Source organism: Flavivirga sp. 57AJ16 (genome assembly GCF_028736925.1).
Classification (GTDB): domain Bacteria; phylum Bacteroidota; class Bacteroidia; order Flavobacteriales; family Flavobacteriaceae; genus Flavivirga.
In genome coordinates this window covers 1,027-1,428 of record NZ_JAQZAT010000046.1, presented here as the reverse complement: position 1 = coordinate 1,428, position 402 = coordinate 1,027, and the positions used below count along the sequence as shown (strand labels likewise).

Genomic DNA, 402 nt, shown 5'->3' with positions numbered 1-402 from the left:
CGGCTAAGGTACCCGGTAGCCTTCGGCGATGGCGGGACCAGGGAAGTGACCCTTGTCCACGGCGAGGCCTATTTCGACGTGTCACCGGCCGCAATGCACCGGGGCGCAAAGTTCAAGGTTCGCAACCGGTTCCAGGAGGTCGAGGTCCTGGGGACCGAGTTCAACATCAGGGCCTATAGGGACGAGACGCAGATCTATACCACCCTGGTAGAGGGACAGGTCCTGGTCGGCCACCAGCACAGAAAACAGTTTCTGGCACCTGCCCAACAGTCCATCCTGGATACACGTAACAACAACATGGCCCTGGCCACGGTCGATACCTCCAAAGAGGTCTCCTGGAAACAGGGCACGTTCAGTTTTCAGGACAAGACCCTGAAGGAGATCATGAAGGTCCTTTCCCGG

1 protein-coding gene is annotated in these 402 nt (G+C 58.5%); it reads left to right on the top strand.

Translation table 11 applies throughout. The features are described from left to right. Nucleotides 1–402: FecR family protein (locus PQO00_RS20270; protein ID WP_274186679.1), on the top strand; the 402-nt coding region annotated here is incomplete at both ends.